The sequence below is a fragment of the Pseudoalteromonas sp. NJ631 genome (assembly GCF_000276645.1).
Classification (GTDB): domain Bacteria; phylum Pseudomonadota; class Gammaproteobacteria; order Enterobacterales; family Alteromonadaceae; genus Pseudoalteromonas; species Pseudoalteromonas piscicida.
The window spans coordinates 38323-55088 of record NZ_AKXJ01000020.1 but is presented as its reverse complement, the minus strand read 5'-3'; the positions used below and the strand labels follow the sequence as shown (position 1 = coordinate 55088).

Here is a 16766-nt window from a genome sequence, read left to right as displayed (position 1 = left end):
GGATTTTCATCTGTCGGCAAATTTGGTTCCTGTAACTTTGGGCTTTTACTTCACAGCTTCAATAAACTAGTTTTTGCTTTATCTGTGCTCTTAAACTATACCAATGCTTAACTTAAGCGAAAACGGCTATCACAGGGAATCGCTTGCACCAACATCGCGCACCACAATGAAACATTTACGCACCAAATTAGTGCACCAAGCTAATCCCTAAATTTCCCAAAAGTTAAAAATCATTATTTATCAAAAACTTAAAAACATGGCACAGATCACGCTTATCTGTGTGCAATTGCAGTACATTGCAGCAAAAAATAACCCAACGAGTCGGAGGACACATGTCACAATCGGTTTTAGATTTTATTAAAGAGCACGACGTAAAATTTGTTGATTTACGTTTCACAGATACAAAAGGTAAAGAACAACACGTATCGATCCCACATCATCAAGCCGATGAAGACTTCTTTGAAGACGGCAAAATGTTTGACGGCTCATCTATCGCTGGTTGGAAAGGCATCAACGAATCTGACATGGTACTTATGCCTGACGCAGAAAGCGCTAAGCTAGACCCATTCGCAGAAGAAACAACGCTTATCGTTCGTTGTGACGTGGTTGAACCAAACACACACCAAGGTTATGAGCGTGACCCACGTTCAGTAGCTAAACGCGCTGAAGAGTTCATGCGTTCAACGGGCATTGCAGACACCGTATTATTCGGTCCAGAGCCAGAGTTCTTCTTGTTTGACGATGTTAAATTTAAAACTGACATGTCTGGCTCAATGTACAAAATCGATGCTGAAGAAGCAGCTTGGAACTCAGACAAGCACTACGAAGGCGGCAACACAGGTCACCGCCCTGGCGTAAAAGGTGGTTACTTCCCCGTAGCACCGGTAGACTCGTCTAATGATTGGCGTGCAGCTACTTGTTTGGTACTTGAAGAAATGGGCCACGTTGTTGAAGCGCACCACCACGAAGTAGCAACTGCTGGTCAAAATGAGATTGCGACTCGCTTTAATACTATGGTGACTAAAGCAGACGAAATCCAAGAGATGAAGTACGTTATCCACAACATGGCTCACCTATACGGTAAGACAGCAACCTTTATGCCTAAGCCAATTGTTGGTGATAATGGTTCAGGTATGCACTGTCACCAATCACTTGCTAAAGACGGCAAGAACATCTTCGCAGGCGACAAGTACGGCGGCCTATCTGAAGAAGCGCTTTACTACATTGGTGGTATCATTAAGCATGCTAAAGCAATCAATGCATTCACTAACCCAGCAACAAACTCTTATAAGCGTCTAGTACCAGGGTTTGAAGCGCCAGTTATGCTTGCATACTCAGCACGTAACCGTTCAGCATCAATCCGTATCCCTGTGATCCCATCAGAGAAAGGTCGTCGTATCGAAGTACGCTTCCCAGATCCTGCGGCTAACCCATACCTAGCTTTCGCAGCTCAGTTGATGGCTGGTCTTGACGGTATCCGCAATAAGATCCACCCTGGTGATGCAATGGATAAAGATTTGTACGACCTACCAGCGGAAGAAGCAGCAGAAATCCCAACTGTTGCAGCATCACTTGATGAAGCGCTTGCTTCTCTAGATGCTGACCGTGAGTTCTTAACTCAAGGTGGCGTATTCACTGACGACCTAATCGATGCATATATCGCACTTAAGTCGAAAGAAGTTGAAAAATTAAACATGACAACTCACCCAGTTGAGTTCGAAATGTACTATAGCGTTTAATCGCTAACCGACTACTACGCTCAATACTGTCGTATTGAGCTTGTAGAGCCAAAACTCATTATGCGTTTCTGGCACTCTTAATCATATGTGTTCTCAAGCCCGTTGTTACGGGCTTTTTTAATGCAATTCAAAAGCTTAAAGAAATTCGCCTTTATGTTGTCATTATGGGAATTATTCATTTGTAACTCGCAATTCCAACTGCGCTATACTACAGTATGAACAGTAGTTTACTGTGGAGATTTGTGGTGCGTCAGTGGTTTCTTATAATGTCGGTTAGCATGACGCTAGCCCTAACAAGCATTGATGCTGCAGCAGAGTCCAATCCAAAAATCTATCGCTGGAAAGACAAAAACGGCCATTGGGTCTATTCGGATGTACCGCAACCTGGCTCGAAAGAAGTCAAACTCAATGCCAATGCCCTAACCATGCCAAGTGTTGATACCAAAATTCTTGAGCAAACGGACACGACACCAACTATTCAATATACAGCTAAAATCACTTCCCCAGAGCATGAGCAAACTATCCGTGATAATAGCGGCAGCGTATACGTAACAGGCACTATAGAACCAAGATTTACCCAAGGACTAAGCGTGCAACTGTTTCTCAACGGAACAGCCATAGGGCCAAAACAAAGTAATACTCAGTTTTCTCTGCGTGGTATCAATCGTGGCGAGCACTCTTTGGTTATGAAAGTGTTTAATCAAAAAGGCATGTTAGTCGCCCAAAGCGATGCTCATAAGTTCTTTTTGCACCGCAATACCGTGAATAATTAAAGCGATATTGCTTACCTACACTGACTTTCAACCAGTAGTTGCAAACATACTATGCTCATTTCCTCTGGTATTGAGGAAGCCAAATTCGACATGTCATTGTGTTCAATCCACAACCTTTGCTCACCAACCTGAACTTGATAGTAGACCTCGGCCTTTGTTCGCAATAAATATTTATCTCGCCAGTTAGGTTGGACGACCCGTATCACACCTGTAAGGGTGGCTTTCTCGCCATTCGTAGCTCGATGTACACTCACAGCTTGAGGAGGAAAGCAGTCACCCTGTTCGGTAACATACTTAGCGCTTTGAAAGTCACACCCGCTCATGCAAAACGTGACAAAAAGACTCCCCCCACAGACACGAGCTAGATGTATACTAATAGTCTCGGCACCTTAAAGTTGGCATGCTTTATTAATAACAAGTTTAGGATACGAGTTCGAAAACCCCTAGTTTCTGAGCTTAAGTAATAATTTACTTCAATGAATGCAAAGCTATGCTATTCTCATTGCACCACATTGGTGCACGGTGAACATATATGGATCAACATAACTCGATTGACTTGGATAAAGTTTGGCAATCTCTCTCAACCGCGATTTTAGTGCTCGATCAAAATTTAATGATCCACTATGCCAATTACAGCAGTAGTGAACTGCTGGGACTCAGCACTAAACGGCTTGTTGGACTGGCGATTGATAGTGTGTTTAATCATCATCATATAGACCTGCCTCGGCTCTCTAAATACGTGCTACAAGATGGTGTAGACTGCCAGCAACACAGGGTAGACGTGGTATTCGTAGATAATCGTGTTGCGACACTAAGTCTGCATGCCAGACGAGTTTACCTTGCAGAAAAGGCGTATATTTTAGTGGAATGTCGCCGTGTTGATGATGCCCTGCGTTATGACCAAGCATCCAATCAAATGCACCAATTTCAGGCAGCTCGAAACCTCATTCGCGGTCTTGCCCATGAAATAAAAAATCCACTTGGTGGGATCCGCGGTGCGGCGCAATTATTGCAGTACGAAACTGATCAACAAGAACGGGAAGAATGTGCCACGCTCATTATTGAGCAAGCAGATAGATTGCGCGAGTTGGTAGATAGATTACTTGGACCCAATCAGTTACCACAAAAAGAGCCGTGTAATATCCATCAGTCGTTAGAATCGGTGATTAAATTAACCACCTTGGAGCGCGATGCCGATATCATCTTGGTAAAAGATTATGATCCCAGTATTCCAGCCATTGTGATAGATCAAGCCAAAATTCAGCAAGTTCTGCTGAATATGCTACGCAATGCTCAACAAGCGCTACAGCATGACGGTACGATCACCATAACAACGCGCATTAAACACCGTCTTCATCATGGTGAGCGGCTATTGAAAAAAGCATTACTCATCCGTATCAGCGACAACGGTCCGGGGATCGCCGATGAGGTAAAAGAGACATTGTTCTTTCCGATGATCACGAATAAAGAAGGAGGATCTGGACTTGGACTCTCTATCGCGCAAACTTTGGTAGAGCAACATCAAGGGTTTATCGAATGCGATAGTTGGCCAGGACACACTGAGTTCAGTATCTACCTTCCCTTTGACAACACCGAAACAGGAAACGTGCAATGAAATCAGTTTGGTTAGTCGATGATGACGCTTCAATCCGATTTGTTTTAGAAAAGGCATTAAAGCGAGCTGAGTTTGAAACCGAGAGCTTCGCCAGCGGTCAAGATGTATTGACCGCGCTTGAATATGAGCAACCCGCAGTGCTGATCTCAGATGTACGTATGCCAGGTATCGATGGCATGGCCTTGTTAGATAAAATTGCAGGGCTCTACCCAAACTTGCCGGTGATCATTATGACCGCGCACTCGGACTTGGACTCTGCGGTCAACGCATTTAAGAAAGGAGCATTTGAATACCTCGCCAAACCTTTCGACTTAAATGAAGCCGTTTCCCTTGTGCAACGTGCATTTCGCGCAGGCCAGCAAACTAAAAAGCAAAAACGCCACAGTGAAAAAGCCAATAGCCCCGACATTATTGGTGAAGCCCCAGCGATGCAGGAAGTGTTCCGCGCCATCGGTAAACTTTCTGCTTCAAGCATGAGTGTATTGATTAACGGAGAATCAGGCACGGGTAAAGAGCTTGTGGCAGGCGCGCTGCACAATCACAGTCCGCGTAAAGACGCTGCTTTTATCGCTCTCAATATGGCCGCCATCCCCAAAGATCTCGTCGAGTCTGAGTTGTTCGGCCATGAAAAAGGCGCTTTTACTGGCGCTGACAGCATGCGCCGTGGTCGCTTTGAGCAAGCCGACGGTGGCACCTTATTTTTAGATGAAATCGGTGATATGCCACTGGACGTGCAAACTCGGCTATTGCGCGTACTCGCCGATGGTGAGTTTTATCGGGTTGGTGGCCACAACAGTGTGAAGGTCGATGTCCGTATCGTCGCGGCTACCCATCAAGACTTAGAGACACTGGTCAAGCAAGGTAAATTCCGTGAAGACTTGTTTCACCGCCTAAATGTCGTCAGGTTAAAACTACCAGCCTTACGTGAACGCTCTGAAGATATCGCCGCCCTGTGCGATCACTTTCTTGCAAAAAGCGCAAAGGAACTAAAAGCCGAGCCAAAAATCATCTCCAAACATGCTCTGCAAAAAATGCAAGCCTATCATTGGCCTGGCAACGTGAGGCAATTGGAAAACACCTGCCGTTGGTTAACGGTAATGGCCCCGGGTGAACTTGTTACCCCAGCGGATCTGCCCGAAGAGCTAGAAAAACCACAACAGATTGACTCCTTAGAACATGGCAATTGGTTGGACGCATTCCAAACGTGGTTAGACGCAGAGTTACGTAAAGGCAAAGACCATATTTGGCCCGATGTGCAGGCACAATTAGAAACACGACTAATCAAATCCGCACTCAATGCCTGTCATGGTCATAAGCAAGATGCGGCTTTAAAGATAGGCTGGGGTCGCAACACGTTAACGCGAAAACTAAAGGAAAGAAATATTCAGGACTGACTCGATTGCTTGAGTCACATAGTTCCGCTACGTGGGCAGCAATTAAGTCAGAAAAATAACTTAACCTAATGATATATAAGTGACTTTAAAAATCCATTAGAACAGTCTACACTCTCTAAGTTGGGTTCAGTTAAATAGTGCTAGTGTGTCATCTTTTATAGTCGCTTTAATAATAACCTCAAGTGCTTTAGGTGCAGGAGAAGCTAAGGTAGAGCATACCTATGAATATGATAGAGCCGAGTATTTTCTCAATAAAGACCCTGCTCGTGCTTTACAAATCATTCAGCAGGTTGAGCCAGATAGGCAAACGAATACAGCTCAATATATCAAAAGGCAGCTTTTAGAAGCTACAGCACTAATGCTGCTGCGAAACAATGATGTTGCGCAACAGCCTGTGGCACGGCTTTTTGAGCTTTCTCAGACTGCGGAGTTTCGAGGCGAGCTTTTCCAAATCACCTTTTTATCCGCAACTTTGCTTAGACGTGCAAATCGCTTGGAAGACGCCACACAAGCTTATACTTGCGCACTTAAACACACAACTAATTTGAAGCAACAGCTGAGGGTATTAAATGGACAAGCAAACACACTCAGAGAACAAGGACTATACCCAAAAGCAAGCGCCATTTACGGTCAAGCAATCAAGGTCGCAGAGCAACTCCCTGATAATATAGCCATAGCTTCTATCTACAACAACTTAGGGGTGCTGCATCTAGATGCCAATAACTTAACAGATGCAAAATCAGCCCTTCAGCATGCTTTTGAACTTTTCCAGCTAGCCACAGTCAAGTCAGCCGTTTTAAATTCCGGTCTCAATCTTCTACTCGTCGCGGTGTTAAGCAAAGATGAAGCCCTTTATCAGCGCCTCCAGCCTAGATTACAAGCACTAACAGAGGATTACTTAAATGAGTCTCGAACGGCTTATCTTGACTGGATAAAAGCAGGACATGCGTTTTCCCAAGGAAGCAGCCTCAACGGATCAGAAAAAGCCAAGTTAGCGGCATCTTTTTTGAAAATAGATGACTTAGGCTTGAAGCGACTATTAAAAACACACTTAGCTGTACCAATGAAGGTGCGCCTAGATGCATCAGCATTTAAGCAAAACGCGTTTTCACTGAGTAGCTCAAAAGCAGATCCTGTGTGGGTCAAAAAGTTACTCAACTGCAACTGGTAAGTTGATTTATTCACGGCAGCTTGTATTCATACCTCAGAATCAACCTGCAAACGGGGGGTAATCATTGACGAGAAAGTCAAAAGCACGCAATATTCATGAATAAATTTGATTACCGAATGGGTTGCATGAAGTTACTTGAAAATGTCCCACTGTTTAAACAACTAGAGATCATTAATCGCTTAGCGTTTTTTAAAGAGTTTACGCTTGCCGAACGCCAGGTGTTACTTGAGTCTTTTGGTCACTTATATCTGGTGCAGCAAGAGCGTCACGCCTTCAAACGCTTTGAAAAAGACAATCGTCTGTATATTGTGTTAAGCGGTGAGTTTTTGATTTTTAAACAAGATGCGGCCCATGATTTAGGTAAGGTTGGTCCTGGTGAATTTTTAGGTGAAGGCGCATTTATCACTAACCGAGAACGCAGCACCAGCGCACAAGCGTTAAAAGACAGCATTATATTGGCAATAACCCCAGATGCACTAACACGCTTGCCCAATGTGATCCGGGAAAAAATCAAAGACAAGCTTATTGAAGGTATGAGCCATCGCATTGCTAAGCTCAATGCATTTATTGAAGGGCAAGACACCTAAATTAGCAGTGGGAGCCGTAGCTCCCACTTTGTATTATGCTAATAGCTCACTAAATGCATCAAACAAGCTATCTAGTTCTTCTATGGTGTTGTAATGCATACAACCAATACGCACCACGCCACCTTTATCCATCACACCCAGCTGCTCACATAAACCTTGGGCGTAGAAGTTGCCATCCCATACACACATGTGCTTTTTACCTAAGAATTCAGACACGGTACGTGGCTCGATGCCCTCAAATGTCAAAGCAAACGTTGGTGTGCGCTCAGCGAGTCGCTCGCGTGATTCAATACCAAAAAGTTTAACCTGTTTAAACTCGGCTAAACGCGTTAAGAAGTGTTGGCTAAGCTGCATCTCATGCGCTTTTGTGCGTGCAAACGCCTCAACCAGCTTCTCTCGGCGTGGTGTATCCGCACTCATCTCGCTTAGTGAAGCAATGTAGTCAATCGCCGCAACGACTCCCGCAAGCCCTTCGAAACTCTGCGTACCAGTTTCCCAACGACCTGGAATAATGTCTTTTGCTGGCTCCACCTTATACGGAGTAAAACCTTCTAAATGCTCACGCTTACCATAAACAATGCCCACATGAGGACCAAAGAACTTATAGGCAGAGCACGCAAGGAAGTCGCAATCCAATGCCTGTACATCGATTAGCTCATGAGGAGCATAATGCACAGCATCAACATATACCAATGCACCAACTTGGTGCGCAAGCTCCACAATCCGTTTGATATCGTTGATTGAGCCCGTTGTATTTGATGCATACGTCACCGCAACCAACTTAGTCTTGCCGTTTAGTAATGATTCAAAATGCGCAAGATCAAGCGTACAATCGGCTTCATTAATACGCACTGCATGCACCGTCGCACCTTTATCTTCGGCGGCTTGACGCCATGAAGAAACGTTTGAATAGTGATCGGCATTGGTCACAATGACTTCATCACCCGCTTGCCATTCGCGGGATAGCGCACGGCTAAAACTAAAGGTTAAGCTGGTCATGTTGGCACCAAATACAATTTGATCTGCACTTGGCGCATTGAGTAAGTCAGCAACTGCTTGGCGCGCTTCACTCATCAAACTGACGGTCTTATCGCTTGAGAAAAATGCACCACCTAAGTTAGAGTTAAAATAACCAAGGTAAGCAGACATCGCGCTCAACACGGACTGCGGGACTTGAGAGCCACCCGGGCCATCAAGGAAAATTGGCGCGGTTCCACCAATACTTTGCATAAGCGCAGGGAACTGACGACGCACTTGATTTAAATCCATACTACCCTCTTAGGCTGTAAATACGAAGCAGTCTAGATAACCAACTTGCTCGGCATCTAGCTTGTTCATCGGTGTTGCGTTATGCCACACTTCACGGTCATTCACGAGTGCAAATAAACCGTCTTTGATTTCCATTTTGAAGCAAGGTTCGGCTTCTTTGTGCTCATATACCAATAGCTCACCACCGGCGATATTTTCGTGAGAAACACCGCAAACACACACATGGTCAAAACCATCTTGGTGCACACCTTCTGGCGCTGGAGGGGTATCGCTTTCAATCGCTAACATGCGAAACTGATGCACTTCTATGCTGGTATCGTCTGCAATTCCTGTCATGGCTTTAAATTCAGCAAGCATATGCTTAAAGCCATCAGTGTTTAACATGTCCAGCTCAAGGTTTTCGTAAACACGCTCAATATTACCTTGGAAAGTATTAATTGAATCGTCTTGAACGAAAGCCTTAGTCGGCTGCAATGTCACTTCACCGCCAGTGAATCTAACCACAGAATAGCGGCGCTTTCTGAATGCACCATCGGCATAAGGGTTATCTGGAAGTTGATTGAAAAAAGGCTTAACTGCGTCGATATGTGACTGCGGTAAAAAGCGTAGTTGTAATAAATTCTGGTTGTTTACTGTTGTCATGATCCTCTCGCCCATTGATGAGAATTTGCCGACAATTCTAATAAAACCAGAGAAAATTACTGTTTAAAAAAACGGGATTTTAATTACCAATACGCAATAAAAACCCAATTATTACCATTTTAGTAGATTACTTATCTAGGTTTAAAATAATGCTTGATAACAACATTTAACTTGAGCGTTTTATGTGCATAAAAAAAGCCAACATGCGCTGGCTTTTTTCTTTCAATGTATTCTAGAGCGAGTAATTAAACCGCTTGTTGAATGATCACTGAGTCTGCCTTTTTAGTGTACTGAGGCATCTTGTGGAAGTTCAAGTAACGGTACGTGTCCGCAGCCGTTGCATTGATCTTCTCTGCATACTCTTGATATTCAGCAGGCGTTGGTAGTTTACCAAGAATAGCAGCTACCGCTGCAAGCTCTGCTGATGCAAGGAATACGTTTGCACCTGTACCTAAACGGTTAGGGAAGTTACGAGTCGAAGTAGAAACAACCGTTGCTTTATCAGCAACACGTGCCTGGTTACCCATACATAGTGAACATCCAGGAGTTTCGATACGTGCACCTACACGACCGTAAATACCGTAGTAACCTTCGTCAGTTAACTGATCGCGGTCCATCTTCGTTGGTGGAGCAACCCACAGTTGCGTTGGTAGACGACCACCGAAATTATCCAGTAGTTTACCCGCTGCACGGAAGTGACCGATGTTAGTCATACAAGAACCGATGAATACTTCGTCGATCTTCTCACCTGTTACCGCTGAAAGTAGACGTGCGTCATCAGGGTCATTCGGTGCACAAAGGATTGGCTCTTTGATATCAGCAAGATCAATCTCAATGGTATGCGCGTATTCTGCATCCGCGTCAGCAGTCATTAGCTCAGGGTTTGCTAGCCACTCTTCCATCTTAGTGATACGACGCTCAATGGTACGTACATCACCATAGCCTTCAGAGATCATCCACTTAAGCATAACGATGTTAGAGTTTAGGTACTCTTCGATAGACGCTTGTGAAAGCTTAACAGTACAACCTGCTGCGCTACGCTCTGCAGATGCGTCAGATAGTTCGAACGCTTGCTCAACCGTTAGGTGCTCAACACCCTCGATTTCAAGGATACGACCGGAGAATTCGTTGATCTTACCTTTTTTCTCAACCGTCAATAGACCTTGCTGGATTGCATAGTAAGGGATAGCGTGTACTAGGTCACGTAATGTGATACCCGGCTGCATTTCACCTTTAAAACGAACAAGGATTGACTCAGGCATATCCAACGGCATTACACCTGTTGCGGCTGCAAATGCTACTGCACCTGAACCTGCAGGGAATGAAATACCTAGTGGGAAACGAGTATGCGAGTCACCACCTGTACCTACCGTATCAGGAAGTAGCATACGGTTTAGCCACGAGTGGATAACACCGTCACCAGGGCGTAGCGATACACCGCCACGGTTCATGATGAAATCAGGAAGTGTGTGATGTGTGTTTACATCGATTGGCTTAGGATAAGCTGATGTGTGACAGAATGACTGCATTGTAAGATCTGCAGAGAAGCCAAGACAAGCAAGGTCTTTAAGCTCATCACGCGTCATTGGACCCGTAGTATCCTGAGAACCTACCGTTGTCATTGTTGGCTCACAGTATTGGCCTGGGCGTACACCTGCCATATTACATGCTTTACCAACCATCTTCTGTGCAAGCGTAAAGCCTTTACCAGAATCAGCCACTAACTTAGGCTTACGGAAGATATCTTCTGCTTCAAGACCAAGTGACGTACGTGCTTTGTCTGTAAGACCACGACCGATGATCAGTGGAATACGGCCGCCTGCACGCACTTCATCAAGAATTACGTCTGATTTCAATGAGAACGTTGAAATAACTTCGTCAGTACCGTGACGCTTAACCACACCTTCGTAAGGGAAGATGTCGATTTGGTCGCCCATGTTTAGTTCGTCAACTGGAAGCTCAATTGGTAGTGCACCAGAATCTTCCATGGTGTTGAAGAAGATTGGCGCAATCTTGCCACCTAGACACACACCGCCAACACGCTTGTTTGGTACGAATGGAATGTCATCACCCATGAACCAAAGTACAGAGTTAGTTGCAGATTTACGAGATGAGCCTGTACCAACAACGTCACCTACATACGCTAGCGGTAAACCTTTACCATTAAGCGCTTCAAGTTGTGCAATTGGACCTACCTCACCTGGCTTATCAGGGTTGATACCATCACGCTCGTTTTTAAGCATAGCCAGCGCGTGTAATGGGATATCAGGACGAGACCAAGCATCTGGTGCTGGAGACAAGTCGTCTGTATTTGTTTCGCCAGTTACTTTAAATACAGTCACTGAAATCTTGTCTGCAACGGCAGGCTTCTCAAGGAACCATTCTGCATTTGCCCATGATTCAATCACTTGCTTAGCAAACTCATTGCCCGCTTTTGCTTTTTCTTCTACATCGTAGAATGCGTCAAACATCAGTAGCGTGTGAGACAAACCTTTAGCAACGATTGGCGCGATAGCAGCATCATCTAGAAGGTCTATCATAGGCGCGATGTTGTAACCACCAAGCATAGTGCCAAGTAGTTCAGCTGCATACTCTCTTGAAATGAGCGGTGATTCCGCTTCGCCTTTCGCTAGAGCAGCCAAAAAGCCTGCTTTTACATAAGCGGCATCATCTACACCTGGCGGTACACGGTTGATAAATAGATCAACGATGAACTCTTCTTCACCTGCAGGTGGAGTTTTTAGTAATTCGATAAGGTCAGCAGTTTGCTGCGCGTCTAACGGCTTAGGCACGATACCTTGCGCGGCACGCTCTTCTACGTGTTTACGATATTCTTGAAGCACAATATTGCCCTCTTGGTGACGTGGACAGACAAGTAAATGATCTGGCTGCGATTATTGATGCAATCGCCTGAACCATTCCCTTGACCATAAAATATAATGAACAATTATAAGGTCTTTGAGTATAGATGAAAATCTTGCATGCGATACCTCGCCTTATAGTCACTATAAATACAATGAATAAGCATACCGAAACAAGTATATTTTGATGAATATTAGTCAAACGAGAATCATTTTAATTTTGCGAAAAGGTATGCTTGGTGGGATCAAAAAAGGCTCCTGAAGGAGCCTTTTTGCATAAGCTAAGTGAAAATTAACGCTTAACTTTTACTTTCTCTTTAGAAGAAACGTGCGCTTCTACACGACGGTTTTCCGCATGTGCTTTTAGCGTGTTTGCTGGGTTTTTCAAACGCTCTTCACCGTAACCAACCGTGGTAATACGCATTGAATCTACACCCATATCAACGAGTTTCTCAGCAACGTTTTTCGCGCGGCGCTCAGAAAGCTTTTGGTTGTAATCAGCATCACCCACAGCTGACGCGTGACCTTCAATCACTACATCTGCATTTTTATGCTCTTTCAAGAACTTAGCAACCGCGTTGATATCATCAACATATTGCTGTGAGAAAGAAGCATCGTCATGCGGGAAGCGGACTAGCAGACTTACTTTGTCTTCTTTAGTTTCGTACAAAGTACAACCAGACGCATCAACAGCATCCGTCATTGGTGTGTTAGCACACTTGTCTTCACTATCCACAACACCGTCTTTATCACTGTCTTGCGGTGCTTCTGCAACTACAGGAGCCGGAGCTGGGGCAACTTCTTCCGACTTACCAGCGCTACCGAACGAGTAGTTAATACCGATTTTACCACCAACATCAGTAAAACCAGCTTCTAGGCCTTGGTAAACTGCTGCTTCTGCATTTACGAACAAGTGATCGGTGAAGTAATGACGAACACCAGCACCTACGTTAGCAAAGGTGTTATCTGAGATTACATCTAGGTTCATCTTTTTGATACCCACTAGACCGTAGAATGGACCACCATCAAAGTGATACAAGCCGTCGATACCGTAACGCTCTGCATCTAGTGAACCATTGCTGATACCACCAAGGTCGAAATCCATATCTGCATATTCGATACGGCCACTCCAAAACTTGTCAAAGCGGTAGCCAATTTCAGCACCCCAGCCTGTAGAGTCTTCTACGTCTAGACCAGCCATATCACGGTGATTCTGCCAATCAGCATCATAGTAATCACCAAATACACCAAGATATACACCTTCTGTAGGCTCAGTAGTATTTGCATTTGCATTGGCTGTCACTGCCATCGCAACTAGTAAGCTCAAAGTTTTAATTTTCATCATTCCTTCCCATCTCTGTTAGTTTACGCATTGACTATCGACTCGGATAGTCTATCAGAAAATGCGTCTACCGATTACGTTGCATAGATAATATTAGCTCGTCTATTAATGTTTACTTAACGTTACATAAGGAATTTTTGCTATTTATGAATTAATTTTGATGACCAAATAGGATTTGATACAGACCTTGTTCCTTTAACAAATCCTTGTGTTCTCCATACTGGGACACTTCACCATCATCTAAAACATAAATTAAGTCGGCTTGTTTTATTGCGCTCAATCGATGTGCAATAATCAAAGTCGTTCTATCAGCCAAAAACGCTTGCAAATTGCGATGAATTTTTGCCTCAGTCTCAATATCAAGTGCCGAGGTTGCTTCATCCAGCACCACCACTTTAGGGTCGGCAACAACCATTCTAGCAATGGCTAACCTTTGCTTCTGTCCTCCGGACAATTTAATTCCGTTGCGACCAACTTGCGCATCTAATTTGTCGGCCAGAGCAAGTACGGTATCAGCTAGCTCTGCAACTCGGAGTGACTGCCACAGTACTTGGTCAGATACCTCTCGTCCCATTGCTAGATTTTCACGGATGCTGGTATTAAAGAGTATCGGCTGCTGCAATACGGTTACTATATTATCTCGCACTGCTTCGTAACCAATTTGCTCTACTGGCGTGTCATTTATATGAATCTCGCCACTTTGCTTTTCATACAATCCCAAAAGCAATTGCACCAAAGTGGATTTACCACCTCCAGACACCGCTACTAACGCTACTTTCTTCCCTGCTGGAATATGCAAAGATACCTGCTTGAGCACGGGTTGCTCTGCAACGTAAGCGAAGTCTATATTGGCAAATTTGATATCAACCTGAGATGAATCAAAGACGGTTTTCGTAGCGGGATATTGTGCTTCTGTCGCAAAATTAAAAACCTGATTTAACCTACTAAGCGCCGCCGAGGCACCATAGTACGCATATTGAATACCAAGAATTTCCTGCACCGGCCCCATCATGAACCAAAGGTAACCAAATACCGCAAATATCTGGCCGACCGTTAAATCAGAAAACACCACCATGAACATAGCGACAGCACGGAAAAACTCGAACCCGACCAAAAACACGGTAAAGCTTAAGCGGTTAACGGCATCCGTTTTCCATTGTGACTGCACCGCGTAATGTTTGAGATCTTTGGCGGCTACTTTAACTTGTGCAAAGTAGTTCCCCTCTCGACGAACGGCTTTTAGCTGAGAAATAGCATCTAGCGTCTCGACTAGTGAAGTTTGCAGTGCTTCAAATGCAGCATTCTCTTCCTTTTTCAGCTCTTTAACATGTTTGCCAAACTGCCGAGAAAAATAGATGACCGCCGGATTGAGCAACAGGATCACCAGCCCCAACATCCAATCAATCCAAAGCAAAATCGCCGCAGTGCCAATGATTGTGAGTAAACCGATTAAAAAGCGTGACAAGGTTTGGCTGATAAATTTATCCAAGGTTTCTACATCGGTAATACAGCGAGAGCTAATTGCAGCACCACCTTGGCTTTCGTACTCCTTAAGTTGAACTTTAGGTAAATGCGTAAGTAAGCGCTCACGAATTTGATAACTAATGTCTTTGCCAATAATAGTAAACTGGCGTGACTGCATCACCCCTAGCACCAAACTGGCCAAGCGCATGGTTATTACAGCCAACAAAATAACCACGATATAGCCACTGGGGCCATGCCATTGCTCGGGCAATACTGAGTTCATCCAAGCCACTGCTCTGCCTGGTGTATCTAGTAAGACTTCATCGACCAGCAACGGCATCATCAAAGGAATAGGTACACTCACCAACGCGGCAAATAAGGCGATGATATGCGCATTAATAAGTGGCCGTTTGTGCTCAAGGACTTTACGTTTAATTTCTTGCCAAGAAAGCTGCTGTTCTGCCATTTAGGTTCCACAAAAAGTTTGATAGTGGGCCGGTGTAGACGCGCTGGTCCACGACTCAGGATAATCTTTGTAATCATAGGGCGACGTCAACGCGGTTAGCCAACTTTCTAGCGTTTGACTCATGCCTTGCTGATTAAATAGCGCAATCTCAGCCTCCACCAACGCATTACGGGGGATTAGTATCGGGTTAGCTTGACTCATCAGGTTAGCCGCAACGTCATCGGCAGCACGCCTTTGTGCCCATTGTCGCCCCCAGCTCTCCAACTCCGTTGGCACGGATAAAGCTTTGTTTGGATGACCAAGCAAACTATTGGTTAGTGCCGCAAAGGTATTGGTAAAGTCTAGTTCATGCTCCGTCATCAACTTGAGTAAGTCACTAAGGAGCATGTCGTCTGCGTCGCTCCATTCATCAATACCAAGCTTAGCCGCCCACATATCTTTGTACTTGCGATTAAACGATTCAGAAAACTCCGCCAAAATTTGACTAAATGCTTCAATTCCCGCTTGCTCATCTTGCCACAACACCAATAAGGCCTCGGCAAGTCGCGCACAGTTCCAATTCATGATGTTTGGCTGATTACCAAACGCATAGCGGCCTTGGCGGTCGATAGAGCTAAACACGGCGTTAAAATCAAACTTTTCCATCATTGCACAAGGGCCAAAGTCTATCGTTTCACCACTGAGCAAAATATTGTCGGTATTCATCACGCCATGAATAAAGCCAACCCGCATCCACTCCACGACTAAGTCAACTAACTGTTCACACACTTCACGAAACAATTCGAGTACATCCTGTTCAGTTTCAACTTTAAAACCCTCGAATAATTGCTCGCCCAGCAAGTTGAGCAGGCTCCATAGCTCATCTTTATTTTGCTGTATGGCCAGATATTGCAAGGTACCGATGCGGATATGACTTTTTGCCACACGACATACAACCGCGCCAGGTACTTCACCTTGACGATAGACATGGTGCCCAGTGGTTACAACAGTAAGGCATTCCGTGGTTGGAACACCCAAGCCAACCATAGCTTGGCTCATGATGAACTCGCGTACCGCTGGCCCTAGCGCACAAAAGCCATCACCGCCTCGAGAAAATCGCGTCGCTCCAGATCCTTTTAAATGCAGATCGTATTGACGTCCGTCATCAAGCTTTACCCCACCAATTAAATGCGCTCGGCCATCACCAAGTAACGGGTTAAATTGCCCAAACTGATGGCCACTGTAAGCTAAGCTCGTCGGTTCAATATTACCTAAAGAACGTTGACCACTTAACAGCTCAGCAAGCGCTGTGGTGTCATATTTTTCTAGCTCAAGCTTAACTAGCAACGGCGTATTGGATAGCAGTAATGTGGGCTGATTAAACCTTGCTGGTTGCTCCTTAAAGAGCAGAGCAGAGCCTTGATAAGGCTGAAAAAATACCATGCGGTCATCTCCATTTTTAGC

At 44.7% G+C, this 16766-nt stretch carries 12 protein-coding genes; 6 read left to right on the top strand and 6 right to left on the bottom strand.

The genetic code is table 11. The annotated features are described in order from the left end of the window. The first annotated feature begins 332 nt into the window (after nt 1-332). The 6 genes from glnA to A587_RS0122060 all read left to right on the top strand — a co-directional run bounded on the left by glnA (nt 333) and on the right by A587_RS0122060 (nt 7279). Nucleotides 333-1739, top strand: coding sequence for a glutamate--ammonia ligase (gene glnA, locus A587_RS0122090; RefSeq protein ID WP_017219333.1), 1407 nt, complete (start codon nt 333-335; stop codon nt 1737-1739). A gap of 266 nt (nt 1740-2005) precedes the next feature. Then, nucleotides 2006-2512, top strand: a complete 507-nt coding sequence (locus A587_RS0122085; RefSeq protein WP_017219332.1) for a DUF4124 domain-containing protein — start codon at nt 2006-2008, stop codon at nt 2510-2512. A gap of 532 nt (nt 2513-3044) precedes the next feature. Continuing rightward, a complete protein-coding gene (gene glnL, locus A587_RS0122075) occupies nt 3045-4127 on the top strand; it encodes a nitrogen regulation protein NR(II) (RefSeq protein ID WP_017219330.1) in 1083 nt (360 codons plus the stop codon). Continuing rightward, nucleotides 4124-5521 carry a nitrogen regulation protein NR(I) gene (ntrC, locus tag A587_RS0122070; protein WP_017219329.1) on the top strand — a complete coding sequence of 466 codons (1398 nt, stop codon included), beginning with the start codon at nt 4124-4126 and terminating at the stop codon, nt 5519-5521. Before glnL ends, ntrC begins: the two co-directional genes overlap by 4 nt. Nucleotides 5522-5666: 145 nt before the next feature. Next, a complete protein-coding gene (locus A587_RS0122065) occupies nt 5667-6692 on the top strand; it encodes a tetratricopeptide repeat protein (protein WP_017219328.1) in 1026 nt (341 codons plus the stop codon). A 125-nt stretch (nt 6693-6817) separates the two neighbouring features. After that, nucleotides 6818-7279 (top strand): cyclic nucleotide-binding domain-containing protein, encoded by a 462-nt coding sequence (locus tag A587_RS0122060; RefSeq protein WP_026001094.1) that lies wholly within the window; start codon nt 6818-6820, stop codon nt 7277-7279. 33 nt (nt 7280-7312) lie between these two features. Here A587_RS0122060 and A587_RS0122055 read toward each other — a convergent pair whose 3' ends face one another. The 6 genes from A587_RS0122055 to A587_RS0122030 all read right to left on the bottom strand — a co-directional run bounded on the left by A587_RS0122055 (nt 7313) and on the right by A587_RS0122030 (nt 16745). After that, nucleotides 7313-8548 carry a cysteine desulfurase-like protein gene (locus A587_RS0122055; RefSeq protein WP_017219326.1) on the bottom strand — a complete coding sequence of 412 codons (1236 nt, stop codon included), beginning with the start codon at nt 8546-8548 and terminating at the stop codon, nt 7313-7315. A 9-nt stretch (nt 8549-8557) separates the two neighbouring features. Continuing rightward, nucleotides 8558-9190 (bottom strand): 2OG-Fe dioxygenase family protein, encoded by a 633-nt coding sequence (locus A587_RS0122050; RefSeq protein WP_017219325.1) that lies wholly within the window; start codon nt 9188-9190, stop codon nt 8558-8560. A 245-nt stretch (nt 9191-9435) separates the two neighbouring features. Beyond that, nucleotides 9436-12033: a bifunctional aconitate hydratase 2/2-methylisocitrate dehydratase gene (gene acnB, locus A587_RS0122045; RefSeq protein WP_017219324.1), complete on the bottom strand. Its 2598-nt coding sequence runs from the start codon at nt 12031-12033 to the stop codon at nt 9436-9438. 310 nt (nt 12034-12343) lie between these two features. After that, the gene (locus A587_RS0122040) at nt 12344-13393 is read right to left on the bottom strand and encodes an OmpA family protein (RefSeq protein ID WP_017219323.1); all 1050 of its coding nucleotides are present in this window, start codon (nt 13391-13393) and stop codon (nt 12344-12346) included. A 151-nt stretch (nt 13394-13544) separates the two neighbouring features. After that, entirely contained in the window at nt 13545-15323 is a 1779-nt protein-coding gene (locus A587_RS0122035) for an ABC transporter ATP-binding protein (protein ID WP_017219322.1), read from the bottom strand. Continuing rightward, the gene (locus A587_RS0122030) at nt 15324-16745 is read right to left on the bottom strand and encodes a protein adenylyltransferase SelO (protein WP_017219321.1); all 1422 of its coding nucleotides are present in this window, start codon (nt 16743-16745) and stop codon (nt 15324-15326) included. Nucleotides 16746-16766: the final 21 nt, after the last annotated feature.

Coding starts and splice junctions, on each gene's coding strand:
- glnA (WP_017219333.1), top strand. CDS start 333: ATGTCACAATCGGTTTTAGATTTTATTAAAGAGCACGACGTAAAATTT.
- A587_RS0122085 (WP_017219332.1), top strand. CDS start 2,006: ATGTCGGTTAGCATGACGCTAGCCCTAACAAGCATTGATGCTGCAGCA.
- glnL (WP_017219330.1), top strand. CDS start 3,045: ATGGATCAACATAACTCGATTGACTTGGATAAAGTTTGGCAATCTCTC.
- ntrC (WP_017219329.1), top strand. CDS start 4,124: ATGAAATCAGTTTGGTTAGTCGATGATGACGCTTCAATCCGATTTGTT.
- A587_RS0122060 (WP_026001094.1), top strand. CDS start 6,818: ATGAAGTTACTTGAAAATGTCCCACTGTTTAAACAACTAGAGATCATT.
- A587_RS0122055 (WP_017219326.1), bottom strand. CDS start 8,548: ATGGATTTAAATCAAGTGCGTCGTCAGTTCCCTGCGCTTATGCAAAGT.
- A587_RS0122050 (WP_017219325.1), bottom strand. CDS start 9,190: ATGACAACAGTAAACAACCAGAATTTATTACAACTACGCTTTTTACCG.
- A587_RS0122040 (WP_017219323.1), bottom strand. CDS start 13,393: ATGAAAATTAAAACTTTGAGCTTACTAGTTGCGATGGCAGTGACAGCC.
- A587_RS0122035 (WP_017219322.1), bottom strand. CDS start 15,323: ATGGCAGAACAGCAGCTTTCTTGGCAAGAAATTAAACGTAAAGTCCTT.
- A587_RS0122030 (WP_017219321.1), bottom strand. CDS start 16,745: ATGGTATTTTTTCAGCCTTATCAAGGCTCTGCTCTGCTCTTTAAGGAG.